Source organism: Patescibacteria group bacterium (genome assembly GCA_028707065.1).
Classification (GTDB): Bacteria; Patescibacteriota; Patescibacteriia; order Patescibacteriales; family WJLG01; genus JAQTUZ01.
The window spans coordinates 17,861-42,811 of the sequence record JAQTUZ010000014.1; the positions used below are offsets into that span (position 1 = coordinate 17,861).

Here is a 24,951-nt window from a genome sequence, read left to right on the forward strand (position 1 = left end):
TACGAGGCGCAGGAACGCGATATTTTGCGTTCCCGCAAAAAATATTGCGGAGTATGAGCCGGTCTTGTCAAAATATTTTGATCAGTCCGGCCTATACTCCAAAAGTATAGAAAGAGAAGAAGAGCTCTTTGAAAATTTACGGTTAATTAACAGAAACAGAAATTTTAAACCAAAAAGGGAGGTCCTATGAAAAGGACTGTGTGTTTGTGGTTGATGACAGTGTTGGTGGCAGCCGGTTTTTTCGGCTGTCAGGACAATCCGGCGAGTCTTCCGACCCCCGGATCAACGGACACAATCGATGTTTCAGTGCCGATCTTCGGCCTGGTCAGTTCAAGCCAGGTCAGTGACAGCATCTGGACTTATGAGATCGCTCTTAAGGCCAGCGCTTATCAGCCGGCAGCCACCAACGCCGTAATGTTCGGCGCTCTTGGCACCAACTGGAATCTTTTGAGCAATGCCACGAATGGCGTGCTTTCCGGCGGTGCCTGGAATTTCACTTTTACGGTGAAAAACGGTCCGCGGCTGGTAAATTTTTCGAGCAAGACCGGGAACTGGGCCCAGCTTGACAGTCTGAAGAAATGCGATTTCTATCAGGCATCGAGCAAGGGCGGCGACTTGGCCATCGATTTTGAAAATGGCCAATTGCTGCACACCAGCAATGTCGTGACGATCCATACCGTTGACACGATGTATATCGTGAAGACGATCGTGGTCGATAGCATTCTCCGCGTCCGTGATACGGTCATTGATACTGTGTGGTCAAACCGTCAGATTCATGATTCGATCCACACCGTGGACACCGTTCGCGTGCCGTCAAAGACCGACACTGTTATGCTTGGCGATCTTGTCAAGCAGGTGGGCAATGTCGATCTGGGCAATGGCTCGTTCAGAACCACTTTGATTTTCAGTCCGCTTCTGGTTAAGAAGAATGCCACTGCCAACTGGGTTCCGTTCGGCGCGGGGTTCCCGCCCTATTACAGCTGGAACAAGGATTCAGTTATGGCGCTGGGACAACAGCGGCCAGATGGCTACTACCCACTGACCTATGTTTCGAAGCCGGGTTTCTTGACCTGTGACGTTGGCGGCGATTACAATCATGCCTGGGCCAATGACAGTCTGCTCGCGAAAGCGCCCTGGGGTTTCAAAACCCCGACCGGGTATGTCATTCGGCTGTACGAGAATAAAGCCGGTTGGGTTTTTCCCGCCAGTCTCGTGTATGTCGATACGACCACCAAGGTGGTGCATGACACGACGGTAAGGGTTGATACGGTAAAAACGCCGCAGAAGATTGTGTGGATTATCGATAGCGTTTTTACCATCAGAACCCAGCATGATACGACCGTCATTCGTACCCACGATACGGTTACCGTGATGACGATCAGGATCGTTAAGGATACGGTGCAACTGCCGGGAAAGATCGCCTACATCACAGATACGTTGAGGATCTATTACGTCACCCATGATACGGTCAGAACAAAGCCGGATACGGTGTTTGTTCCCATTCATGTTTATGACACAACGTTCGTGATCAGGGTAATTCCTCCCGATACGGTTTTCCTGCCCGGGAGGATTATAATCGTCCATGACACTCTCAAGCAGGTTAACACCGACACGATCCACGTGAAAGACACGGTCGTCTTTACGGCGGTGGATAAGGGGGTGGCGGTTGACAGCTCCAAAAACTTCCTGCGCGATACCTCGTGGTTGGAATCCAACCATTTAAAAGGTGTGGTGACGGAAGATACAGTGGTGACGACCAGAGCGATTCATTCGGTGCTCTGGATATCGCCCAAGGGAGATTCAACCGTTAAGCGCGACACAGCCTCGTCCACGAAGATCTATCAGTACCGGGCGGACACTATTTCTTTGGTGATCGCTCAATACGGCAGTAGCGTGGTCGGCGCCGATACGATCTATCGGTTCGGCGTGACTGTCAAGGCCTTTGCTTATTCCGGCAAGGGCGACGATTCCGCGAGCCTCACCGGTTTGGCGGACACGAGCAAATGGAAATTTGTCGGCAAGATCGGAGGGTATTTCGTCTTTGACGCCAAGTTGATTGGCGGGACGACCTACAACTTCAATTTTGTCGGCAATAAAGGGACCTGGGCCCAGCAGGAAATACTTCTGCTTAGTCCCTTGGCCGTCAAGACCGGAGGCAATTGCGATATTGTCTCTCGAGCGGTCTACGGCACCGGCCTAGTAAAACCGTAAATCTCTTCAACTCTTCAAGTACATTGAGACCTTTCGTGCCATGCGCGAGAGGTCTTTTTCTTTACAAAAATATTTTTAATTGATAGATTGATAATTAGAAAATTAGAAAATTTCAATCATTCTTAATCAATCTGATAAAGGATATAACATAACGTTAATACATCGAACATTTTACGAATTTTTATTCGGTTCGCAGAGTTCGCGGTATTCGCGTAAAATTTGTAGTATTCGTGTCATGTTTTTTTATGATTTTATATCTTAATACAATTAGTCAGCCGGAGATTGAGATCGCGATCAAGGACGGCGAAAAAATTATCGCCCAAAGCAAGATCGAGGCCAGGCGGGTGCAGGCGGAAAAATTATTAATGGCCGTGGAAACGATTTTGCGGAAGAAAAAAATAAAATTGTCGGCCTTAGAAGCGGTGGAAGTGGAAAATAAGGGCGGCAGTTTTACTTCCTTGCGCATTGGCGTGGCCGTGGCCAACGCGCTTGGTTTTGCGTTAGGGGTGCCGGTTAGGGGAACGGCCGGAACAGCCAAGACAGTTGGCACGATTAACGTTATCGAACCGATTTATGATCGAGAACCGGATATTGGAAAGAGCAAAGAACAAAGAGCAAAGAACAGTCGAACTTATTTTTAGCTTGAAATTGGTATATTTTTCCGTGTTCTTTGTTCCTTGTTCTATGTTTCGATGACTTCTGTGGATTACCTGTTCATAACATTTATCCACCTTGGATAAATTGATTGATCGCCCTTGTTGGGCGGTTTTTTTATTGGCTAATTTTAAATAACAGCCTGCTTGGGGAAAATTAGCCCAAAGTGTTTGACTGGAGCGGATAAGTGGTGTACAATTATAGTATGTTGGTGAAAAGTGGGGGAAAGGGGGTGAAAGTTTGGTTAATGCAAATGGCAAGAATAACCCACCCCGTCTCGCGCGGCGCGAGCCACCCCTCCCAAGAGGGGAATCATTATATTTATGTTTATCGGCGAATATAGCCACAATTTGGATAGCAAAGGCAGAATTGCCGTACCGGCAAAATTTAGGAATATGCTGGAAAAAGGGGCAGTTGTCACTAAAGGCTTGGATAACTGTCTTTTCTTGTACCCAAAAGCAAAATGGGAAGAGATTGCGCAGAAATTCGCCAATTTGCCCGTTAGCCAGGCCAAGGCCCGGGCGTTTGCCCGTCATATGCTGGCCGGAGCGATGAATGTCGAGTTTGATAATCAAGGCAGGATTAATCTGCCGGAATATTTGAGAAAATTTGCTAATTTAAAAAAAGAAACCATAATTGCCGGACTTTTTGATCGCTTGGAGATCTGGGATGAAGCTGCCTGGAATAAATACAAGACGGCGACGGATAAAGATAGCGGTCAGATCGCCGAGGCGTTGGGAGAGATGGGAGTGTAACCGGATGTCAGATATCGGAGATCTGATATTAGGGGTTTGAAATTTGGTTTTTAAATTTTTTGAGAGTAGGCTCATTTTATAATTCGTATATTCGTAAATATTCGTAGTTCTTATAGATACATTGTCTAAAAGCTCTACGAATTACGAATGCTTACGAATATACGAATAGAGCGTCCTAATTTGTAATTTCATTTCAATGGAGTATCAACACACCCCGGTAATGTTAAAAGAAGTGATGGAATATCTAAAACCCCAACAAGGAGGATATTTCATCGATGGTACCTTGGGCGGCGGAGGTTACACGGGAGCGTTATCGGAAATCGTCGGTGAGCAGGGAAAAGTTTTAGCGATCGATCTGGATGAACAGGCGATCGCCAATACCGCGCAAAAGAAACTTAATAATGTAATTTTAGTTAAAGATAATTTTGTAAACTTGGCTTCGATCATCGCCGATAATATCGAGGCGGGAAAATTATTCGATGGTTTTGTTCTGGATCTGGGCCTTTCGTCTTTTCAGCTGGCTGATCTGAAGCGCGGGTTTTCTTTTCGCGAAGATTCTCCGCTGGATATGGCTTTCAATTCAACTGGTGATGATCGGCGCACCAGGGCGATAGTGAACGATTGGCACGAGGAGGATTTGGCCAGGATAATTTTCACTTACGGCGAGGAAAAACACGCCCGGCGGATCGCCCGGGGTATTGTCGAACGCCGCCGGGAGGCTGGGATCGAAACGACCGGCGATCTGGTGGAAATAATAAAAAAAGCCATTCCGCGGCGATTGTGGAACGAGCGAGTTCACCCGGCGACCAAAACTTTTCAGGCGCTCCGCATCGCGGTCAATCATGAGTTGGAAAATCTGGAAAAAGTTTTGCCGCAAGCGGTTGCCGCGCTAAAGAGCGGGGGACGCCTGGCGATAATTTCTTTTCATAGCTTGGAAGACCGGATCGTCAAAGATTATTTTAAGAAAGAAAGCCGCGATTGCCTTTGTCCGCCGGAAATACCGATCTGCCGCTGCGGGCACCAAGCATCCTTGAAAATAATCACCAAAAAACCGCTTTTGCCGACCGCCGAAGAAATAAACATCAATCCTCGCAGCCGCAGCGCGAAGATGAGAGTGGCAGAGAAGATATAAACGCATAATCCGAACCTACGAAATACCCGAATACTACGAACGGCTGCGAAACGAATTGAAATTAATACGCCATGTTCGGATAAAAATGTTCGTTGTATTCGTATGTTTCGTAGGTTCGGATTATATTACAAAATAAAAATTAAAATAAAAACCATGACTCAAAAATTCGACGGGGTTTATTCCCAGCAAATCGAAAAAAATCGGCCAGCCTGGCTCAACATCAAAACTTTTAATTTTTTTCTTTTAACTTTGATCGTCGCCGGCGGGTTATATTATGTTACCGGCATCAATGATCTGGTCGTCAAAGGATTCACCATGCAGGAATTAAAAACAAGAGTCGCCTTGCTCCAGGAGGAAAACCAGAAATTAAACGTCGAAACCGCCTCCTTGCAATCTTTCAATAATTTGGCGAAAAGGATCGGTAATTTGAAAATGATCTCGGTGGACAATGTTGATTATCTTAAAGTTGATTCGGGAGTGGCGCTGGCACGATGACAGAGGGCATAGGAACAAAGAGCATAGAGCAGGGGGAATATTCGGGGCACGACCTTACAAACAAGTTTTATTAGTCGATTAGTTAATTGGTTAATTAGTTTTATTATCAAGCGAAGCGAGCGAAATGATTCCGCGCCTCGCGGAAATCATTTCCGAGCGAGCGATGATAAATACTTCGTCCGGTGGCACGCAAGGATACCTTTTAGAAAAGATAGGGCGAGTGCCTGCCCCGCGGTTGAATATCATTTATTGAAAACAAACTTTTTCTAATTATCGAAATTTATTTTTATTACAACTAAGTTCCTAATCAACTAAGCAACTAATGACATTCTTTTGTTATTGAAAATCAAAAATGCGGGCAATGCTAAAAAACAGGCGCGACAATCAAAATTCGACCCACAATAATCGCATTAATATTTTAATCGCGATTGTTTTTTTATTTGGCAGCCTGATCATCGGCCGCCTTTTTTATTTACAAATCGTCCAGCACCGGATGTATAGCGCCCAGGCCGACAGCCAGCAGCAGACTGAGGGCATTTTGATTCCGGAGCGAGGCAAGATTTATTTGATCGATGATCGGGATAAATCAAGCGAACAGGTTTTGTACCCCTTGGCGACCAATCAGCAATTCGCCCTGCTCTTCGCCATTCCGCGGGATATTAAAAGCCCGGCTGAAGCCGAGGATATTGCCGGAAAACTTTGGTTTGTTTTTGATCAGGCTGACGCGGCCAAACAGGTTGATGACAGTCTGGCGCAAAGCGACCAGGCCGAACTCGCCTTCGAGCTGGCTCCGACCTTATCTTTGCCGGCCGCGGAAAAAAAGATCAAAGCCGATCAAATCACCCATCAGCTTGATTTGCTGCATGCCGATAAAACTTGGTTAGCGGTCAGAGCCAAAAAACGCGACGAAGCGCTGGAAAATATCAAAAAAGCGAATATCGCCGTTTACCGGGAAATTTTAGGCCGGAGCGATTCGCAATACGCGCCGTTAAAAAAGAAAGTCAGCGGGGAAGATCTGAAAAGATTTTATTCCTTGTTTCTCGATCAAGACGGCGTGCAGATAATTTTTGATCGCCTGGAGGCTCGAAACGGAAAAATTTATGAAATCTTGCCGGATAATACGCCCCGGGAAGTTCATCCGAACGGGATCTATCATACCATGCAAACCTATCGGTACTATCCGGAAAACGAAGTGGCCGCGCAACTTTTGGGCTTTGTGCGTTCGGAAAATAATACGCTGACGGGAAATTACGGTCTGGAGGGTTTCTTTGACAAGGAATTGTCCGGCGTCAGCGGCTATTTGAAATCCGGCATCGGGGCCGGGTCCAATGTCGGCATTCTTAACGGCCAAGAATATGTCAAACCGATCAATGGCAGTGATCTGATCCTGACCATCGACCGTTCGATCGAATTTTACGCTTGCGAACAATTGAAAGAAGCGGCGCAATTGCATCAGTCCGATTCGGCCAGTTTGGCGGTGGTTAACCCGAGAACCGGAGCGATAATCGCCATGTGTTCTTATCCGGATTTTGATCCGAATAATTACCAGGCCGTAACAGATTTGAATATTTTTAACAATCCCATCGTCTTTCAACAGTACGAACCGGGGTCGGTCTATAAAGCAATAACGATGGGGGCGGCTTTGAACGAAGGCAAGATTACGCCTGATACGACCTATGACGACAAAGGGATGATAATGGAAAAAGGTTGGAAAAAGCCGATCAAGAACGCCGATTTTGACACCGTGGGCGGCCATGGTATTGTTAGTATGACTTATGTCCTGGAACGATCGTTGAATACCGGGGCGATTTTTGCCATGCAGCAGATCGGCGCGCCGACTTTTGCCAAGTATGTGCAAAATTTCGGTTTCGGCGTCCGCACCGGCGTGGAATTGGAATCGGAAAGCCCCGGCAATATCAATAATCTTTTGGTAAAGAAAATAAATAATTTGGACGCGGATACGGCGGCTTTCGGCCAGGGCTTGAGCGTCACGCCCCTGCAAATGCTGATGGCTTACGCGGCGATCGCCAATGGCGGCACCTTAATGAAGCCGTTTGTCGTCAAGGATATCGTTGATGCCGCCGGCAATAGATCGGAAACTAAGCCGACTCCGGTCCGGCAGGTGATTTCGGAAAAATCGGCCAATCTCTTGGCTGGTATGCTTATTTCCGACGTGGAAAGCGGCCATTCGCAATCGGCCAAGATCAGCGGTTATTATGTCGCTGGCAAGACCGGGACGGCTCAAATAGCGATTAAGGGCGGTTATGGCAATGAAACGATCCATACCTTTGTCGGTTTCGCGCCGGCGGACAATCCCCAATTCGTGATGCTCATTAAGTTTGATAATCCCAAGGATTTTCAGTATGCTGATTATACGGCCACCCCGCTATTCAAAACCGTCGCCGATTTCATGCTGAAACATTATCAAGCGCCGAAAGAAAGATAGGAATGAAATTAGAAATTGGAAATTTGAAATTAGTCTATAATCCAATCCTCCAATTTCAACCACAATTTCTAATTTCCAATTTCAAATATGCTAAAAAAAATAATAATTTTAAAACTCAAGTTTCTTGCCAAAGTAATTCTGGCCAAGTATAAACCGAAAATTGTCGGTATCACCGGCAGTGTGGGCAAGACCAGCGCCAAAGAGGCGATTTTTTCCGTTTTAAATTCCAAATTCAAAGTTCGGCGCAGCGAGAAAAATTATAATAACGAATTCGGGCTGCCTTTGAGCATCATCGACGCGGTTTCGCCGGGCAAGAATATTTTCGGCTGGCTTTTGGTTTTTGGGAAAGCGTGCAAGCTGATTTTGATGAAAGATAAGAATTTTCCGGAAATTTTAATTTTGGAAATGGGCGTTGATAAGATCGGCGATATGGATTATCTTTCCAGCATCGTTAAATGCGACGTCGGCGTGGTCACCAATATCGGCCAGGCGCATTTGGAAAGTTTCGGCTCGATTGAAAAGATCCAAAAAGAAAAAGGAAAACTATTGGGCAATCTAAACAAAAACGGCTGGGCGGTTTTAAATTATGACGATGAAAAAACCAGATTCATGGCGAATGAAACCGCGACCAGGATTTTAAGTTTCGGTTTTAAAGAAGGATCTTTGGTCAGGGCCGATAATTTGCGTTTTAAGTTTGAAGAATCGAAAAATTTGGATCATTTGCTCGGCCTGACTTTTAAATTAAGCTATAACGGAGCGATGGTGCCGGTGATCTTGCCTAAAGTTATCGGGCTGCCGGCGGTTTACGCGGCAATAGCCGCGGCAGCAGTGGGGATAAGTATGGAAATGAATTTAGTGGAGATCGCAGCGGCTTTGCAGAATTTTGTTTCGCCGAAAGGCAGGATGAGCCTGATTCCGGGAATAAAAAAGACCATGATCATCGATGATTCTTATAATGCTTCGCCGCAGTCGTCGCTAGCCGCGCTTGATTTCATCGGCCGGATCGAAACCGATGGGCAGTTCCGCCGCGTGGCAATCTTGGGGGATATGCTGGAGCTTGGTTCGTATAGCATTGCCGGGCACAAGGAGGTCGGCGCGGCAATCGCCAAAGCGAAATTCGATCTCTTGATCACGGTCGGCGAGCGTTCCCGCGATATCGGCCGCGGCGCTATTGAGACCGGAATGAGCGAAGAACGAATTTTTCATTTTTCCCATAACCAGGAAGCGGGGATCTTTGCCCAGGATCGGATTAAAGAAGGGGATTTGATTTTTATCAAAGGGTCGCAAGGCGCGCGGATGGAAGAAGTTGTCAAAGAACTTATGGCTGAACCGCTGCGAGCCAATGAACTTTTGGTAAGACAGGGCAAGGAATGGATTTCATAGGAACGAGATCTAGTCAGGTTTGTGAAAATAATATATTTATTATTTATAAATCTGTCAGTTAATTAGTTAATTGGTTAATTAGTTTTTGTGCAACCAAGTTCGTTAATATTATGAAGCATATTTATAGTCAAACTAGTTAACTAATCAACCAATCAACTAAATTAAGTCACAAAACGGCCTTTGCCTCGTTATTGTTTATGAGCGAAGCAATGAATAAAAATGACCCAGGCGTGTTGATGAAGAAAGCCAAGGAGGGCGATGATGAAGCATTCAGCTTGCTTTACGAGGCTTATTTTAGCCCAGTTTTTCGCTATATTTATTTTCGGGTGCAAGATCAGGCGATCGCCGAAGACCTGACCCAGACTGTTTTTTTAAAGGTTTACGAGAAATTGCCGGTTTATGAAGACCAGGATCGTCCGCCGCTGGCCTATTTTTTCACCATTGCCCGGAATAAAGTGATCGATCATTGGCGGAAGAATAAGGAAGTCAAATTGCCTGACGCGGAAAATTTTTTAGCGCAAGTTCCCGATCCCGCCGCTAACGCCGAAGAGCTTCTATCCCGCGCCGGGGCGGAAAAAATGGTCAGCCAGGCTTTGGAAATCTTGTCAGAAGATCAGCGTGAAGCGATTATCTTAAAATTCATCAATGAGCTGTCCAATCGGGAAATAGCCGACCTGCTCGATAAAAACGAAGAGGCGGTCAGGCAGTTGCAGTGCCGGGGATTAAGGAATTTACGCGAATATTTCCAGCGCCTCGAACCAAACTTGTAATAACATTAAATTTTTATAGCTATGACGAATAACGAACAACTGGAAAAAATTATCGCCGAGACTATCAGCCGCGCCGGAAAGAAGATCGAAGCGCCGCGGCCGCTTTTAGCCGAAATAATTAAGAAAGCAAGTGTCACGGAAAATGAAGTCGCCCGTTATAAAGACAGAGGCGAGGAAAAAGGTCGGGCCTCCTTAATAATTAAATTTTTTAATATTATGAATTGGAAAATAGCAATTCCCGTCACCCTGGTTGTCGTTCTGGCTGTTTTTTTCGCCGTAGCGCAGGGCGGGCATAAAGCGGGCGATTTGGCCGTAAAACCGGAGCCGGCGGCTGTCATTTCCGAAGCAGCGCCAGCAACTCTTTTGGCTCAAAGCGCCGATGAATTAACCGCTGATATTTTAGCCGGGATCGACGAAGAAAATTTAACGATTGCCGATGAAGATCTGGATGCGTCATTAATAGACGCTGACAGCGAGGCGATCGATAATTATTTACAATCATATGATGCAAGCCAAATTTAAAAAATCAATTTGCTTGACAGTGGCGGCGCTCATCGGGATGATCTTCCTTTCTCCCTTGGCCGCTATTGCTTGCGACAATTCTTCGGACGCGGCAAAAAAGCCGGCTACGGTCAAGATCGCTACGATCAAGCAGGAAAAAGTAAAAAATAGTTTTTGCGCTGTCTTTACCGATCAGCAAGTCAAGGCTAAAGAGAAATTAGCCGATGGCGCGGGGAAGATCGAAATTAAGCGCGCTCAAAACCTCATCGACCTTAATAAAAAGAGGCTGGATCGCGATGTCAAATTGGCGGAGAAGAAAATGCTTTTAGAGGAAAAGATCGTTAAAAATTTTTCCAAGCTGGAAAAGCGCGCTTCGACTACTGTCGAGAAAGAAGCTCTGGCCGCTTATAAAGCGGCTGTCACCAAGGCGATTTCCGACCGCCGGGAAGCGATTAAGACAGCTATCGATGCTTATCGCGCCGGCATGGATAAGGCCATGGCCGATCGAAAAGCCGCGATCAATCAGGCGACTAAAAATTATAACGACGCGGTTAAGGCCGCTTATGAAAAGGCTAAAACTGATTGCGCGTCAGGTCAAGACGAGAAAACGATCAAGGATACTTTGAAGAAAGCTCTCGCTGTCGCTCATGAAAAACTTGTCAAAGAAAGACAGGGTGTGGAAAAATTGAAGATTGATATCAAGCCGCTGCTGGCCGCGCGCCAAACAGCCATTGCCAAGGCTAATACTGATTTTAAAGCAGCTCTGGAAAAAGCCAAGACCGAATTCAAGACAGCTTTGGGCAAGAAATAGCAATTTAATAAAGAGCAAGTAAAAACTCCGCTTAAAGAAGCGGAGTTTTTGTAAAGCTGGATCAGGCTCGAAACCGCTTTAATGGCAGTCTTTCCGACCAAGGTAAAAGCTGATTATTATGAGATGAAAAAAGGAGTGTCGATTTTGACACTCCCGGTATATTTTTTCGAATTCGGGATGTTATTGCATTTCCGCCAGCTCGGTATTGGCCGATCCCTTGGCCACATCGATCATGGAGAAAACCTCACCTTTTTTCCCGCGCTTCATCTGTTCACGGAGAAACAAGAAGGCCTGCTTCGCACCTTCGGCATAGGGTTCACGGCCATTGATGTTATGAACGATTCTGAAGAACATTATATCGCTTAGGGCAAGGATGTATGAATGCCACCCATGGCCCTCGAGATATTTTTTCGCGACGCCCATTTTATATTGCTCAAAAGGATCACGAACCATCTCAATGCAACCTTCGAGGATTGTGCCAAGAATTTTGAAGTATCCGACCATGGCTTTGGCCGTGCCGCTCGTTTCCTGACCCTTTGATTCCTGATGACTTTCCTTAACCTTCAAGGAAAAACCTTTGAAGGCGTTGGGAAATGTTTCTGCGCCATATTTCAACATGGCTTGCAGGACGACAACCTGCAGGCACATATTTGGCGCGACCACGGCGCAGATTTCCGACCGCTTCACCAGATCAGTAATTTCTTGCAAATCGCCGCCGATGGCCCCCAGGACAAAGGGGATCTTATGGGTGCAGTAGAATTCTACATTGCTCCGGATGCTTTCCGCCCTCTTATCAAGGTCGGCCGAGCGGGAGAAATCAATCGCGTAAACATCCCAGCCGATTGTCCTTTCGTCTTCAACGACAGATGTCCATTTATCCCGTTTAAATAATCCGATTTTGGCGCCGCCGATCGTTACGGTTTTATCGGTTATTTCTGGACCGGTAAACGCTTGGGGAGAGACAAGATAGTCATATAATTTTTCAGTTGCAAGCATTGTTTCGGCCGCCGCGGTCGGCATCTTGCCCGGTAAACCGCTGATAATAACTGCTGATTTCATAATTCATCCGCCTTTCAGGTTAATATTATTGATTGGAATGTACTAAAGTCGTGACTTCGTAATATACCACAAATAACGGTTATGTCAAACGGCCGGTTGGATTTTATTTTTTGCTTATGTTAATATAATTTTATTGATAATTGTAATTAATTAAACGACATTTATTTATGCGGGGAATCATTCTTTCGGGAGGACTAGGAACAAGACTGCGGCCGTTAACCAATGTAACTTCAAAACAGCTTTTGCCGGTTTATAATAAACCGATGATTTATTATCCCTTGAATACTTTGCTCAAGGCGGGCATCAAAGAAATCCTGATCATTGTGGCGCCGGAGCGGGCCGGCGATTATTCCAATCTGCTCGGTTCAGGCAAGGAGTTTGGCGCGAAATTCACTTACGAAGTCCAGGACGAACCGCGCGGTCTGGCTGACGCTTTGATCATCGGCGATAATTTCATTGATCAGGAGAATATCGCGCTGATCTTGGGCGATAATATTTTTGAAGATGATTTTACCGCGGAGATCAAGAAATTCAAAGGCGGCGGAAAAATTTTTGCCAAGAAAGTTACGGATCCGGAGCGTTTTGGCGTGGTCGATTTTGTCGGGCAGAAAGTGAAACGCATCGTGGAAAAACCCCGGGAATTTGTCAGCGAATACGCCGTTACCGGATTGTATCTTTACGATTATCGCGCCGTCCAAGTCGCCAAAGAACTCAAGCCTTCGCCTCGCGGCGAACTGGAAATTACCGACGTGAATAATTGGTTTTTGGCCAAAGGGGAATTGGAAGTGGCTAAGATCAACGGCGTCTGGATCGATGCCGGAACTTTTGACAGCCTCTTGGAAGCGCAAAATTTTGCCAAAGAGAAATTAGCCGATAAAATGCTAATTTAGGGGGGGGGTAGTAAAAGAACAGCGGAGGAGTATTAATTGTTAATTATAGATTAGCATTGCTACATTGTTAAATTGTTGCGCAACGGACTAAAACGTTTCAGCAATGTAACAATGTAACAATTTAGCATTGAATTATTGGTTTGATTTTTTAAAATAAATCAGATGAAGGTTTGTATCGGTTTTATAATTTTCGGCGACCACACGGCAAAGTACCTGCCGTTTTTTTTGCCGTCTTTGAAAAATCAGACCGAGCAAAATTTTAAAATTATCGTTTTTAATAATGGCGAAGCGGATGACGAAAACGTCAAATATTTGAGAGCGAATTTTCCCGAAATAGAGATCAGGGGCGGCGGCGTAAATCTGGGATTCGCCGCGGCATATAATCAGATGATCACGAGCGCTTCCCTGAATCGAGCCGATTATTTTTTGATGACCAATCCGGATCTGATCTTGGAACCGGACGTTTTGGAAAAATTAGCGCAAAGGCTGGACTCCGACAAAGAACTTGGTTCGGCCTGCCCGAAGATCTTGAAATGGAATTTCGCCAACAATGAAAAAACGAGCCTGATCGATTCCTACGGCATCGGCTTGAAAAGCGGTTTGAGATTTTTTGATGTCGGCCAGGGGAAAAAAGATCACCGCGATTTTCGCTATTCCCGGATCATCGGCCCTTCCGGCGCTTGCGGATTATTCCGTCTGGCAGCGCTCGAGAAAATAAAAGAGAATGGAAAATATCTGGATGAGCGGATGTTCATGTATAAGGAAGACTGTGATTTGGATTATCGTCTTTATTTGATCCATCAGGAATCGGCTTGCGTGCCGGAGGCGGTCGTTTATCACGATCGATCCGCGGCCGGAACAGGCGCGAACGATCTGGCGGCGATCACGGCTCGAAAGAATAAAAGCCGCGAGATCAAACGTTTGTCCTTGGTCAATCAGCAGCTTATTTTTAAAAAATATTGGCACTTGCAAAATTTTATTTCCCGGCTGAACATTATTTTTTATCTGATCAAATCCTTTTTTTATAGTTTGTTTTTTGAGCAGTATTTGCTCGCGGAGGTCTTGACAATTTTTTTAAAAAAAGATAGACTGCAATGAAGTAGAAAAATGTTTAATTTAGCAAAGGAGGTTTCGATGCCCCGCTCTTTTAAAGAGATAGGACCGACAAATCAATTTATCGTTTTTAAAGTCGGAGAGCCATTTGACATGGCAAGAATCTTCGAAAAGATTCCCGATACTTTTACCGCTCCCAAAGGCCTGCCGATAATCAAGGTCGGACCTGATGGGAAAAAAGATGATGAAGTCGTGCCGGCCGATGGCACCGAACAGGTCAACGCCAGAGGACCACACTGCAAATTCGCCAGTATCGCCGATGAAGTTCAGGTTGTCGGCCTGATCGGATAACCAACGGAAACGGAGGGTAGCGTCTTGACCTTTTCCAGGAACCATGGTCGGAAACACAATTTTTCGCGCAAGCACCAAAACCACCGGCGAAAAATAATCGTCCCGAGCAAGCAGAACAAGGGGAAGTTTGCGTCTGATTCATCCGCCGGTGAAATTCGGCCGAGAAAGGCGAAGTTCGATTTCGGATCTTGCCCGATCAAGGCCTGATCCGCGCGCCTGATCCACGATAAAAGGAGGAGGTAATGGCGAAGAAGACTTACACGGTCGTCAGGATAAAATTCGGCCGGCCGATCGGGGAGATAGCCGAGAGCATGAAAAAATCAGGGATATTTCCGGATGTTAAAACCAAACCTGATCATGCCTCGCTGATCGTCTTGGAAGGAGAATTCCAGCCAGATGTCATTGATCCTTTTTTTCACGGCCAGGATCATGATTATTACTTGATCTCCACCAATAAGGATCCGTTTGAACTACTTTGAACCACGATGATATTTCGCCGGGGCAGCGCTAATGCTCCGGCTTTTTTTATCCTTGACTTTTTGGTTGGTTTTAGTATACTTATATTAAAGCTTCAGAAAAGCTTTTTTATTATTATAATTTCAAATATTTTATGGCTAAGATTGCGGTGATCAAGACTGGCGGAAAACAATACAAAGTTACCGATGGTCAGTTGCTAAACATTGAAAAAATTGAAAAAAAGCAGGGCGATAAGGTTAAATTCGAAACCTTATTGATTGCCGACGAAAAGGGTTTGAATATTGGCAAGCCGTCTTTGGGCGAGAAGGTCGAGGGCGAAGTCGTCGAACAGGGCCGCCATGACAAAATTTCCGTGGTCAAGTTCAAGAACAAGACGCGCTATACCCGGAACCGCGGCCATCGCCAGCCGTTCACCAAAGTGAAAATTACCGCTATTGCTTAAATTAAAAAAACAGGCTTAACGGTCTGTTTTTTTTGTTGGCTGGCACGCTCTTGACAATAATAATTATTTATGATAAAAAGCAGTATTAAGTGTCCTTTGTCAATATTTTAACTGAACCAAATATAACCAGGGAGGTTTTATGAAATTGTTTTTTGATTGTGAAAGAACAGTGAGCAGCGCCCTTTGGAGAGCGCTTAGCGCAATTATTGATAAAAAGGGGTCGTTGATTGTCACTAATTCACGCGAAAAGGCCGACCTGATCCTGGTTGACCAGCAGCGGAAAATCGGCGGGGAATACGACGCCACCAGGACTTACGTGATCATAAACATCCCGGGGACTACCGAAAAAGGGATTGAGAAGGATAAGCTACCGGCCAATGTCAAATTGTTCCAGTTTGGTAGCGTCGTTGCCGAGATGGCAACCCTGATCGGCAAAATGTCGGCAAAAGTTATTGATCAGCCGGACAAAGAGATGGAAGGGATTATCTCCCATCCGAAAAAGGTGAATCATCATCTCAAGAATATTTTGGTGATCGATGACAGCCGGAAGAATTTGATCAAGGCCGCGGAACAGTTGTCGGGTAAAAACAATCTTTGGTTGGCGAACGGTCTTGAGGCGGCGCTCGAAATCATCTCTAAATCTAACCTTGATTTTTACGCCGTACTTTGCGACCTCTATCTGCCGATGAGCCCGATGACCCTGTCACCTCAAGCCTTCAAACCCGGTCAACTCGTTCCCTACGGAATGCCTTTGATCTTCATTTGCTCGACGTGCCCCGTGGCAAGAATCGCGATCGTGACTGACATCAGCCATCATAATGATCCCATCTCCGCCACCTTTGATCTCTTGAGCGGGAAAACATTCCTGCTTGACGGGACAACGGTCAAATTCCTCCATGCCCGGCTTGACGAAAAAGGCGCCAAGGATTGGCTCTGGGCGCTGGAGTCGCTGGAAAACATTTGATAACACAAGGTTCATTATCGGTCGCAGCTTAGGTAAATCCTGGCTGCGACTTTTTTATTTGCCGAGCGGCAGTCTCCTCGAAGGGGCTGCCGCTTTTTGCAGGCAAGAAATAGGCAGCAGTCCGCTGACGCGAGACTGCTGCATGGCAAAAATTTTGGGAATTAGTTAATTAGTCGATTAGTTAATTAGTTTTGAAACTTCAATTAATTGATATAAAAAAATCGTCAGCAAAACTGACGGTTTTTTTATTGAGAACTTGAAAATTTCACAACTAAGTGCCTAATTAACTAATCAACCAATGACCTATTTTTTAACGCGTTATTCAAAGTTATCTCGTCCGCGTATTCGATATCCGAGCCCATCGGCAGGCCGCGCGCCAGGCGGGTGGTTTTTATTTTGAGCGGCTTGAGAATCTTGGCCAGATATAAAGAAGTTGTTTCGCCTTCCAGAGTGGGGGAGAGCGCTAAAATTATTTCCTTGATCTTTCCTTGCTTAAGGCGATTTTCTAATTTGGCAATATTGGACGTTTCCACACTGACGCCGGTTTGCGGGCGCAAGTTGCGGCCCAAAAGAAAATATAAGCCATTATATTTTTTGGTCGTCTCGATCGCGAGCATTTCGGGCTGAGTGGCGATAATACAAAGTATTGAGCTGTCGCGATTTTTATCGGCGCAAATCGGACAAGGATCGGTCTCAGCAACGGAAAGACATTGACTGCAAATTTTTAAATTCTTTTTTAAATTGATAATGTCGGTAGCGACTTTAGCCAAAAATTCTTTGGGCTGTTTCAATAAATAAAAAGCATACCGCTGGGCAGTCTTTGGGCCGACAGTGGGAATTTCCGACAGATCGTCGATCAGATTTTGAATAGCTTGGGGGAATTTCATTTAATATCCAATATCAAATAACCAATATTTTAAAAAATATTATAATATTTAAATATTTTATTATTTTTTTGATATTGGTTATTTATTATTTGTTATTACATTCCGGGTAGTCCTCCCATCGCCCGCATCTTGTCCGCCATCACCCGCTGGGCTTTTTTGATCGTGTCATTGATGGCGTCGGGCAATTTTTTTTCCAATTCTTCCTTGGACATTTCTTTTTCCAAAGTGACGGCCGAGACAACCATATTGCCGTCCATGGTGATCTTGATGCCATTTTTTTCCACCACAATGGTTTCTTCGCCCAAAGCATTCTGCAAATGCTTGGCCTTGTCGCGCAGATCTTTAAGCTGTTTTAGTTTTTCAAACATATGAATGTGTTCGCAAAGTTTTTGCGTATTTTTAATATTTAGTATTTTATGGAAAGGTTAAATCCGAAAATGAACATCCGAATAAATATTCGTAGATTTGGATGCATTCGTAGGTTCGGATTATTTTTTAGAATTCCGGCACTGCTTCGCCCAGGTCCTGTTTTTGCAGGTTTTTAAAGCTGACCGTGTCATGATCGAAAAAAAGACTGACTGAACCGGTCGGGCCGTTGCGGTGTTTAGCCACATAGATTTTAGCCGAATGCTTATCCTCGTCGGTCAAAGAATCAAAGTCATAACTGCGGTCGGCGGCTTTGCGATAAACAAACATCACCACGTCGGCGTCCTGTTCGATCGAACCGGATTCGCGCAAATGAGAAAGTTTGGGGATGGCCGGTTTTTCCTGCTCCACGGCGCGGGAAAGTTGGGAAATGGCCACGACCGGGACATTCAATTCACGGGCGATTCCTTTCAGGCCGCGGGTGATCTCGGCGACTTCTTGGACGCGATTATCGCCGTATTTGCCCCGGCCCTCCATTAATTGCAAATAATCAACAATGACCAAGCCCAAGCCTTTGTCCATTTTTAAGCGGCGGGCTTTGGCGCGAATTTCCATAATTGAAGTTGAGGCCGAGTCGTCGATAAAGATCGGCGCTTCGGACAATTGGCCCATGGCTTCGCCGATCTTGGCAAAATCGTTTTCATCTTCGCGGTCGGACAATTTGCCCGTGCGCATTTTCCACAGTGAAACTCCGGCCTGGGCGCAAAGCATCCGGTCGACCAATTGCTCTTTGCTCATTTCCAAAGAAAAAATTCCCACCGGTTCGCGGCTTTTGATCGCCACTTGCCGGGCGAAATCCATCGCCAGCGCGGTTTTGCCGACCGAAGGCCGGGCGGCCAAGACGACGAGATCGGATTTTTGCAAGCCGGCCAGAAGCTTGTCCAGATCGGCAAAGCCGGTGGGCAAGCCGCGCAATTTGCCCGACTGCTTGTGCAACTCATCGATGCGCTCAAAGGCCTCGGTCAAAAGATTGTCGATCGAAACAAAAGCGGTCTTGGAAAAATTTTGGGAGATTTGGAAGATCTTTTTTTCCGTTTCATCCAGGATCAGATCGACGTCTTCGTCTTCATTGAAGCTTAAGTCGGAAATTTCGCTGGCGGCCTGCTGCAGGCGGCGCAAAGTAGCTTTATGCTGGACGATCTTGGCGTAATTTTCCACGTTGGAAGCGGTGGCGACGAAATTGGAAAGCTGGGCCAGATAAGTCCGGCCGCCGATCGCCGCGAGTTTCCCCTTGGCATCCAGCCGGTTGGAAAGCGTCAGAATATCGATCGGCTCCTGGCGGGAAAATAATTCCTTGATCGTTTCATAAATGGTGAAGTGCGCGTCCTGATAAAAATCTTTTTCCGAAAGCGTATCGACGACTTTGACGATCGCGTTTTTTTCCAACAGCAAACACGAAAGCAGGCACTGTTCGGCCTCAATATTCTGCGGCGGCAATTTACCGATGATGTTTTTTTCCGGCATAGATTGAAATCTGTCTAAAATGCATAGATAATATTATCTCATCGCCCTTGATTTAGCAAGCGCGAAAAACGCACATTTAATCCACCGTTTTCGGCAGTTATCGAGAGTCGCGGCAGAGCCGAGCAAAAGCGAATTCTTCCCCTTAATATTTTTTGCCAGCAGGCATGATAAATAGTATAATTAGACAGTAGACACCGTTTGATGTCTATTTTAAGGTTAGCCAAAAATATTAATCCCATATGCAGGAACGCAATATTTTGTGTTCCTGCCGAATCAATGATAAATATATTCAAAAACAATACCTTTGCCCGAAATAGCGCCATTTTGTTTGCCGGCACGATCGTCGCCAATTTGATGAACTATTTTTTCCATTTGGCGATCGGCCGGATGGTTAGCGCGGAGATCTACGGCGAAACCGAATCTTTGATCTCGCTCATCGCCATTATTTCCGTGCCGGCCGCGGCATTAGGCCTGGTTGCTACTAAATTCGCGGCGATCGGCAAAGCGGAAAACCATCCGGAGAGCAGTTTGGGGCTGATGAAATATCTTTACCGGCAGGTCTTTGTTTATGGTTTGCCGGTTTTTTTGCTGGCCTTGGCCGTAACGCCGCTGGTTGCCGATTTTTTAAAGATCCAGGGTTTTTTGCCCGTAGTGATGATCTGGGCGGCGATGTTTTTATCCTTTTTTGGCGTGATCAATCTGGGGATTTTGAGCGGCTGGCAAAAATTCGGTTCAGTCAGCTGGAACAGCGTCTTGGGGACATTGACCAAATTGATCTGCGGCGTCGTCTTGGTCAAATTAGGTTTCGCGCTTAATGGCATTATCGGCAGTTTTCTCGTTAGCGGCGTGGTTGCTTATTTTGCTTCCGTGATCATGCTGAAATTCTTAAAAACCGCAGCGAATGAAACTCCGGGCGTGATAAAAAAAATTAATTTTCAGTCGGTGAAAAATTACGTGATTCCCGTTTTTGTCGGCAGCTTGGCGATCAATCTGTTGGGAAATGCCGACATGATACTCGCCAAGCATAATCTTGACCCGATCTTGGCCGGAAGCTATGGCGCGCTGAATGTCACTTCCAAGATAATCTTTTTTGTCACCGGCGTGATCGCCTCGGTTCTTTTCGCCATGGCCGCCGAACACAGCCATCAGCAAGCTAATTCAAAACCCATCCTGAAAAACGCCTTGTGGCTGACGATAGTGTTTTGCTTAGCCTCGATAATTTTTTATTTTTTATTTCCCCGCTTCATCCTGGAGATATTTTTCGGCAGTAAATATCTGTCCGCCGCTTCCTATCTGGGCTGGTTTGCCGTCAGCGCGTCGCTGTTTTCGCTGGCCAATCTGATCTTGCAATATTTATTGTCGATCCACGCGACCAAAATCGCTTATATTTATCTGGTTATTTCGCTTTTAGCCGGTATTGGCATCTTATTGCTTGGCAGGAATATTTTTGCTATCTTGATTATGATCGGCTTGAGCAATCTGGCCAGTGTTTTGATTGGCGCTATTTTCCTTTTTCGCAAGCGATTTTCAGCGATAGAGGAGGAAATTACGCCGATAATTAATTATATCGAATGAATACGAGGGCCCGTGATATCCGGCGGGCTCGAATAATTACCTTAAACCATATGTTCGAAAAAAGAATTATTTCCATAGTTGTTCCGGTCTATAACGAGGAGAAAAATATCAACCTTTTTTATGGAGCCCTGGTGAGGATTTTGGCGAATTCGGCGGCGAGTTTTGATTTTGAATTGATTTTTGTCAACGACGGTTCGACTGATCAAAGCGCCGGGATCATTGAGGGGCTGGCTCGTACCGACCAGAGAATAAAATATCTGGAATTTTCCCGCAATTTCGGCAAGGAGATCGCCACGACAGCCGGATTGAATAACGCGCGAGGCGCCGCGGCAATCATGATTGACGCCGATCTTCAGCATCCCGTGGAATTGATTCCCGAGCTGATCGCCAAATGGCAGAATGGCGCCGAGGTGGTGATCGGGGTGCGCAAAAGCAATCGGGGCGAAGGGATAATCAAAAAAATCGGCTCCCGGCTTTTTTATCAGATCATCAATAATATCGCCGAAATAAGAATCATTCCCCAGGCGACGGATTTCCGGTTGATCGATCGGGCGGTGATCGACGAATTCAACCGCTTTACTGAAAATAACCGCATGACCCGGGCGCTGATCGACTGGCTCGGCTTCAAGCGCGAATATGTTTATTTTGACGCTAAAGAGCGAACCGACGGGAAGGCCAAATATGGTTTTTGGAAACTTTTCCATCTGGCGGTTTCGAGTTTCGTGGCTCTGAGTTTGCTGCCCTTGAAATTGGCCGGTTATCTGGGCATCTTGATCATTTTTTTCTCCGGCGCGCTCGGACTTTATATTTTAGTGGGCAAATACTTTTTTCATTTTTACTATGCTTCCAGTTTTTCCGGCACGGCCCAGCTCGGCATTTTGATCGTCTTTTTGGTCGGCATCATTTTAATGTCTCTGGGTTTAATGGCTTTGTATATCGCCAATATCCATGGCGAAGTCACTCACCGCCCGCTATACGTGATTAGAAAAAGAAAATAAAATTTATAAAGTTAAAGGTTATAAAGTTGAAAGTTGTAAAGTAGTGGGTTTTTGAAAAATATTCGGATACTTTATAACTTTAAAACTTGTGACTTTATAACTTATAACTAATCGCATGATCAAATACAGTTTTATCATTCCGGTCAAGGCGATCAATGATTATGTCCGCGAAGCCATCTCTAAAATCTTGGCGATCAAGCGCGATGATTATGAAATAATCGTTTATCCTGACCAGACGAATGATGAACAATGGGAGAAGACCAGGCAGATCGCTTGCTTGGGCGGCCCGGCGATAAAGCGAACGCGGTCGATCACGGATGCGTCAGGAGAAATCTTGATCTTTATCGACGATGACGCTTTTCCGGCGGAAAATTATTTGGAAATTTTGGACGAGGATTTTAAAGATGAAAAAATAAAAGCGGCCGGCGGTCCGGCCATCACTCCGCCCGACGACGGTTTTTGGCAGAAAGTTTCCGGCGCGGTTTTTTTGAGTTTTTATTCCGGCGGCAATCCGGAAAGATATATATCCCGCGGCGGCAAAGTTTTTGTCGCTGATTGGCCGAGCGTTAATTTTACGATCCGCAAAGCGGTTTTTGCCGAGTTGGGCGGTTTTGCCAGCGAATTCTGGCCGGGGGAGGATACCAAGCTTTGCCATGATTTAAATAAAAAATATCCGCAAAGCATCGTTTATGATCCGGCTCTGATCGTTTATCATCATCGCCGCTCCGGCCTCAGGGAGCATCTCCGGCAAACCGGCGCTTACGGTTTGCACCGCGGCTATTTCGTCAAACATTATCCGGAAACTTCTTTCAAGTTAAAATATTTTTTGCCCGCGCTCTTTTTGCTTTTTGCCGTTTTTGGCGCGGTTTTAAGCTTAGCCGATATCCCTTTTTCCGCCATTTATTTATTGGGCTGGCTGATTTACGTTTTAGTTTTATTCAAATCTATCTCCGACATCCGCCATCATGAAAAAAATTCGTTGATTATCCTAAATGCGGTCTATTATATTTTTTTAACCCACCTTGTTTACGGATTTTATTTTATCAAAGGACTGGTCTTTACCCGCAACCTGAAAAGCAAACTGCGATAAAAAATTACCCTCCAGAGAAGGGGGGCGCCGCCTCGGCGATCCGCCAGCTGGCGGAGGGGTGGGTTAGGAAAAAGTCCCCTCCACGGGAGGGGTGCCGAGCCCGGCGAGGCGGGGTGGGTCTATTCCCGACATTATTATAAGTTTTTTTAGAATAAAAATGTTTTAAAAGTAAAAGAAAAAGCCTAACCGCAAGATTTATAAAATTAAAATAATGGATAAAAATAATAAGGAAGAATAATAGACCCACCCCGTCAGGCCGAGGCGGCCTGCCACCCCTCCCAAGAGGGGACAGACTAAACAAATTTTAATAATGAAAGTTGCAATTTCGTTTCCGCCATTAGAATCCGAAAAAGGCGTACCTCTGCTTTCCCAGAATCGCCAATTCCAATGGTTTAACAGTCCTACATATATATACCCGGTTATTCCGGCCTATTTGGCTACCGTTTTGAAAAATAACGGCCAGGAAGTTTTTTGGGACGACGGCATCGCCGAAGGCTTAAGCTATGAACAATGGCTGGCCAGGATAATCAAAGAACAGCCGGATGTCATCGTGATTGAAACCAAGACTCCGGTGATAGAGAGGCATTGGAAAATAATCGATGAGTTAAAGAAAAAATCATTGAAAATTGAAAATTGGAAATTGAAAATTGTCCTCGTCGGGGATCATGTAACGGCGATGCCCGAAGAAAGCTTAAAAAATTCCCAAGTTGATTTTGTCGTTGCGGGTGGGGATTATGATTTTATCGTTTTGTCGATCATTAAGAAAATAAATAACCAAGGCGAATTGGAGGGCGGGATTTATTGGAAAGAAAATGGCTTAATTAAGAATTCCGGTGCTTATGATTTGAAAAAACATTCGCTTGATGAATTGCCGATGATCGACCGCGAATTAACCAACTGGAAATTATACGCCTACAAAAATGGTAATTTTAAATATACGCCCGGAACTTATCTGATGTCCGGCCGCGATTGCTGGTGGGGTAAATGCACCTTTTGCTCCTGGACAACGATGTTTCCCGGCAATTGTTTCCGCGTCCGCTCGGCTAAATTGGTCTTGGATGAAGTCGGTTACTTGATCGATCTGGGAGTCAAAGAGATTATGGAAGATTCCGGCAGCTTGCCGATTGGCGCTTGGCTCCAAGAATTTTGCCAAGGGATGATCGACCGCGGCTATAACAAAAAAGTCACTCTAAGCTGCAATATGCGGCTTAACGGAATTAAAGATGAAAAAACCTGGCAATTGATGAAGCGCGCCGGATTCAGGTTTGTCTTATTCGGCTTGGAATCAGCCAACCAAACGACGCTGGATAAAATAAATAAAGGCTTGAAAGTTGAAGAGATCGAACCCGGATTAAAAATTTGCAAAGCCGCCGGACTTGAGCCGCACATCACCGCTATGATCGGTTATCCCTGGGAAACCTACGAGGATGCCAAGCGAACCGTGGACTTGGCCAAGGATTTATTCAAGAAAGGACTGGTTGATACTTTGCAGGCGACAATCTTGATTCCTTATCCGGGCACGCCATTATATGAATATTGCCAGGCCAATAATTTGTTGAATTTTACCGATTATGACAGGTTTGATCAGCGCGAGCAGGTGATGAAAAGCCCGCTCTCTAACGAACAAGTCAAAGAATTGACGCAAGGATTATACAAATCCTTCCTGACCCCGAAATTCATTTTTAATAAAATTTTAGCGATCAGAAATTTCGACGATATAAAGTTTTTATGCCGCTCCGGTCTGAAAGTCCTCGGCCACCTGGCGGATTTTAAAAATCCCCCTCCTTCCCAAGGAGGGGCGTAGGGGTGGTTTGCCCCCTCCTTCCCAAGGAGGGGTTTGGGGGTGGTTAGGAAAGTCATCTCTATCACGAGGTTGGCCGCGTCGCGCAGACGGCCTGCCCTGAGCTTGTCGAAGGGGGTGGGTAAAAAGTCCCCTCTATTAAGGGGGGTGGACCGCCGCCTCGGCGGGACGGGGTGTGTTGAAAATAAATAAGTCGAGAAATTAATTATATGGATAATCCTTTGGTTAGCGTAATCGTTCATACTAAAAATGAAGAAAAAAATATTGCCAATTGCTTAAAATCGATTAAGGCTCAAGATTATGAAAATATTGAGAT

The 24,951-nt window shown here is 45.5% G+C and carries 25 protein-coding genes; 21 read left to right on the forward strand and 4 right to left on the reverse strand.

The window, feature by feature from the left end; translation table 11 throughout:
• The first annotated feature begins 186 nt into the window (after nucleotides 1–186).
• From PHE24_04970 to PHE24_05015, 10 genes are all read left to right on the forward strand, one after another.
• On the forward strand, nucleotides 187–2,211 hold the full coding sequence (locus PHE24_04970; GenBank protein MDD4902457.1) for a hypothetical protein: 2,025 nt from the start codon (nucleotides 187–189) through the stop codon (nucleotides 2,209–2,211).
• A gap of 245 nt (nucleotides 2,212–2,456) precedes the next feature.
• Nucleotides 2,457–2,852: a hypothetical protein gene (locus PHE24_04975; protein MDD4902458.1), complete on the forward strand. Its 396-nt coding sequence runs from the start codon at nucleotides 2,457–2,459 to the stop codon at nucleotides 2,850–2,852.
• A gap of 336 nt (nucleotides 2,853–3,188) precedes the next feature.
• Nucleotides 3,189–3,620 (forward strand): division/cell wall cluster transcriptional repressor MraZ, encoded by a 432-nt coding sequence (gene mraZ / locus PHE24_04980; GenBank protein ID MDD4902459.1) that lies wholly within the window; start codon nucleotides 3,189–3,191, stop codon nucleotides 3,618–3,620.
• 196 nt (nucleotides 3,621–3,816) lie between these two features.
• On the forward strand, nucleotides 3,817–4,752 hold the full coding sequence (rsmH, locus tag PHE24_04985; GenBank protein ID MDD4902460.1) for a 16S rRNA (cytosine(1402)-N(4))-methyltransferase RsmH: 936 nt from the start codon (nucleotides 3,817–3,819) through the stop codon (nucleotides 4,750–4,752).
• Between the two features lie 153 nt (nucleotides 4,753–4,905).
• Nucleotides 4,906–5,247 (forward strand): hypothetical protein, encoded by a 342-nt coding sequence (locus tag PHE24_04990; protein MDD4902461.1) that lies wholly within the window; start codon nucleotides 4,906–4,908, stop codon nucleotides 5,245–5,247.
• A 361-nt stretch (nucleotides 5,248–5,608) separates the two neighbouring features.
• On the forward strand, nucleotides 5,609–7,693 hold the full coding sequence (locus PHE24_04995) for a penicillin-binding protein 2 (protein MDD4902462.1): 2,085 nt from the start codon (nucleotides 5,609–5,611) through the stop codon (nucleotides 7,691–7,693).
• A gap of 87 nt (nucleotides 7,694–7,780) precedes the next feature.
• Nucleotides 7,781–9,076 carry a UDP-N-acetylmuramoyl-tripeptide--D-alanyl-D-alanine ligase gene (locus PHE24_05000; GenBank protein ID MDD4902463.1) on the forward strand — a complete coding sequence of 432 codons (1,296 nt, stop codon included), beginning with the start codon at nucleotides 7,781–7,783 and terminating at the stop codon, nucleotides 9,074–9,076.
• A 209-nt stretch (nucleotides 9,077–9,285) separates the two neighbouring features.
• Complete coding sequence (locus PHE24_05005) at nucleotides 9,286–9,846, forward strand: RNA polymerase sigma factor (protein ID MDD4902464.1); 561 nt, start codon at nucleotides 9,286–9,288, stop codon at nucleotides 9,844–9,846.
• 21 nt (nucleotides 9,847–9,867) lie between these two features.
• A complete protein-coding gene (locus tag PHE24_05010; protein MDD4902465.1) occupies nucleotides 9,868–10,368 on the forward strand; it encodes a hypothetical protein in 501 nt (166 codons plus the stop codon).
• Complete coding sequence (locus PHE24_05015) at nucleotides 10,349–11,158, forward strand: hypothetical protein (protein ID MDD4902466.1); 810 nt, start codon at nucleotides 10,349–10,351, stop codon at nucleotides 11,156–11,158. The genes PHE24_05010 and PHE24_05015 overlap by 20 nt, the downstream gene beginning before the upstream one ends.
• Before the next feature lie 180 nt (nucleotides 11,159–11,338).
• On the opposite strand, the gene PHE24_05020 is transcribed toward PHE24_05015, so the two are convergent.
• Nucleotides 11,339–12,217 carry a dihydrodipicolinate reductase C-terminal domain-containing protein gene (locus PHE24_05020; GenBank protein MDD4902467.1) on the reverse strand — a complete coding sequence of 293 codons (879 nt, stop codon included), beginning with the start codon at nucleotides 12,215–12,217 and terminating at the stop codon, nucleotides 11,339–11,341.
• Nucleotides 12,218–12,384: 167 nt separating this feature from the next.
• On the opposite strand from PHE24_05020, the gene PHE24_05025 reads away from it, so the two are divergent.
• The 6 genes from PHE24_05025 to PHE24_05050 all read left to right on the forward strand — a co-directional run bounded on the left by PHE24_05025 (nucleotide 12,385) and on the right by PHE24_05050 (nucleotide 16,394).
• Nucleotides 12,385–13,107 (forward strand): sugar phosphate nucleotidyltransferase, encoded by a 723-nt coding sequence (locus tag PHE24_05025; protein ID MDD4902468.1) that lies wholly within the window; start codon nucleotides 12,385–12,387, stop codon nucleotides 13,105–13,107.
• 162 nt (nucleotides 13,108–13,269) lie between these two features.
• Nucleotides 13,270–14,205, forward strand: a complete 936-nt coding sequence (locus PHE24_05030) for a glycosyltransferase family 2 protein (protein MDD4902469.1) — start codon at nucleotides 13,270–13,272, stop codon at nucleotides 14,203–14,205.
• Nucleotides 14,206–14,241: 36 nt separating this feature from the next.
• The gene (locus tag PHE24_05035; GenBank protein MDD4902470.1) at nucleotides 14,242–14,511 is read left to right on the forward strand and encodes a hypothetical protein; all 270 of its coding nucleotides are present in this window, start codon (nucleotides 14,242–14,244) and stop codon (nucleotides 14,509–14,511) included.
• Between the two features lie 242 nt (nucleotides 14,512–14,753).
• Nucleotides 14,754–14,990, forward strand: a complete 237-nt coding sequence (locus PHE24_05040; GenBank protein ID MDD4902471.1) for a hypothetical protein — start codon at nucleotides 14,754–14,756, stop codon at nucleotides 14,988–14,990.
• A 131-nt stretch (nucleotides 14,991–15,121) separates the two neighbouring features.
• A complete protein-coding gene (gene rplU, locus PHE24_05045) occupies nucleotides 15,122–15,430 on the forward strand; it encodes a 50S ribosomal protein L21 (GenBank protein ID MDD4902472.1) in 309 nt (102 codons plus the stop codon).
• 139 nt (nucleotides 15,431–15,569) lie between these two features.
• Nucleotides 15,570–16,394, forward strand: coding sequence for a hypothetical protein (locus tag PHE24_05050; GenBank protein ID MDD4902473.1), 825 nt, complete (start codon nucleotides 15,570–15,572; stop codon nucleotides 16,392–16,394).
• Nucleotides 16,395–16,681: 287 nt separating this feature from the next.
• On the opposite strand, the gene recR is transcribed toward PHE24_05050, so the two are convergent.
• The 3 genes from recR to dnaB form a co-directional block, all read right to left on the reverse strand.
• Nucleotides 16,682–17,281, reverse strand: coding sequence for a recombination mediator RecR (recR, locus tag PHE24_05055; protein ID MDD4902474.1), 600 nt, complete (start codon nucleotides 17,279–17,281; stop codon nucleotides 16,682–16,684).
• 95 nt (nucleotides 17,282–17,376) lie between these two features.
• Entirely contained in the window at nucleotides 17,377–17,649 is a 273-nt protein-coding gene (locus tag PHE24_05060) for a YbaB/EbfC family nucleoid-associated protein (GenBank protein MDD4902475.1), read from the reverse strand.
• Nucleotides 17,650–17,776: 127 nt separating this feature from the next.
• On the reverse strand, nucleotides 17,777–19,171 hold the full coding sequence (dnaB, locus tag PHE24_05065) for a replicative DNA helicase (protein MDD4902476.1): 1,395 nt from the start codon (nucleotides 19,169–19,171) through the stop codon (nucleotides 17,777–17,779).
• A 276-nt stretch (nucleotides 19,172–19,447) separates the two neighbouring features.
• Here dnaB and PHE24_05070 point away from each other — a divergent pair, with 276 nt between their 5' ends.
• The 5 genes from PHE24_05070 to PHE24_05090 form a co-directional block, all read left to right on the forward strand.
• On the forward strand, nucleotides 19,448–20,746 hold the full coding sequence (locus PHE24_05070) for an oligosaccharide flippase family protein (protein MDD4902477.1): 1,299 nt from the start codon (nucleotides 19,448–19,450) through the stop codon (nucleotides 20,744–20,746).
• Nucleotides 20,747–20,796: 50 nt separating this feature from the next.
• Nucleotides 20,797–21,744 carry a glycosyltransferase family 2 protein gene (locus PHE24_05075; GenBank protein ID MDD4902478.1) on the forward strand — a complete coding sequence of 316 codons (948 nt, stop codon included), beginning with the start codon at nucleotides 20,797–20,799 and terminating at the stop codon, nucleotides 21,742–21,744.
• Nucleotides 21,745–21,859: 115 nt separating this feature from the next.
• A complete protein-coding gene (locus PHE24_05080) occupies nucleotides 21,860–22,834 on the forward strand; it encodes a glycosyltransferase (protein MDD4902479.1) in 975 nt (324 codons plus the stop codon).
• A gap of 310 nt (nucleotides 22,835–23,144) precedes the next feature.
• Entirely contained in the window at nucleotides 23,145–24,638 is a 1,494-nt protein-coding gene (locus PHE24_05085; protein ID MDD4902480.1) for a radical SAM protein, read from the forward strand.
• Between the two features lie 206 nt (nucleotides 24,639–24,844).
• On the forward strand, nucleotides 24,845–24,951 hold a 107-nt coding region (locus PHE24_05090), incomplete at its 3' end, for a glycosyltransferase (GenBank protein ID MDD4902481.1).